This window comes from Paenibacillus mesotrionivorans (assembly GCF_046098205.1).
GTDB classification, from domain to species: domain Bacteria; phylum Bacillota; class Bacilli; order Paenibacillales; family NBRC-103111; genus Paenibacillus_AR; species Paenibacillus_AR mesotrionivorans.
This window is the reverse complement of record NZ_JBJURJ010000039.1, coordinates 1-683: the sequence shown is the minus strand read 5'-3', so window position 1 is coordinate 683 and position 683 is coordinate 1. Positions and strand designations below refer to the sequence as shown.

2 tRNA genes and 2 rRNA genes are annotated in these 683 nt (G+C 52.9%); all 4 read right to left on the bottom strand.

The features are described from left to right. Nucleotides 1–169: 169 nt before the first annotated feature. A 5S ribosomal RNA gene (gene rrf, locus ACI1P1_RS29715) occupies nucleotides 170–286 on the bottom strand. Nucleotides 287–317: 31 nt separating this feature from the next. Next, nucleotides 318–393 (bottom strand) — tRNA-Ala (locus ACI1P1_RS29710). Between the two features lie 9 nt (nucleotides 394–402). After that, nucleotides 403–479 (bottom strand) — tRNA-Ile (locus ACI1P1_RS29705). A 135-nt stretch (nucleotides 480–614) separates the two neighbouring features. Then, a 16S ribosomal RNA gene (locus tag ACI1P1_RS29700) occupies nucleotides 615–683 on the bottom strand; the annotation flags it as partial.

Sequence of the window (683 nt, the reverse complement as noted above, 5' to 3'; positions counted from 1 at the left end):
CGCTACGTCCTTCTTCGGCTCCTGGCGCCTAGGCATCCTCCGTGCGCTCTTATTCGCTTAACCAGCTTGCATAAGCAGGCGTGGCAATCTATAAGATCAAGAAATGCTATCGGTTTGTTTCGTTTCGCTATCCAGTTTTCAAGGAACAATTTACATGGGTATAAAACCCGCTTGGCAACGTCCTACTCTCCCAGGACCCTGCGGTCCAAGTACCATCGGCGCTGGAGGGCTTAACGGTCGTGTTCGAGATGGGAACGCGTGGTTCCCCTCCGCCATCATCACCAAACGGATTGCCCTATTGCTTTATGAAATTCTTTTGGTGGAGCCAAGCGGGATCGAACCGCTGACCTCCTGCTTGCAAGGCAGGCGCTCTCCCAGCTGAGCTATGGCCCCTAGAGGAAATGGTGGGCCTTAGTGGACTCGAACCACCGACCTCACCCTTATCAGGGGTGCGCTCTAACCAGCTGAGCTAAAGGCCCATTTGCCTTACCTATATAGAAGATGCGTGAGCACCCTCAAAACTGAACACGAGCGAGCAACTTCAGCCGATTTGTGGTCTCCCTTACGGGAAACCGTCTTGAATATGCCTCACTGCTGAGACAAATTCTCCATAGAAAGGAGGTGATCCAGCCGCACCTTCCGATACGGCTACCTTGTTACGACTTCACCCCAATCATCTACCC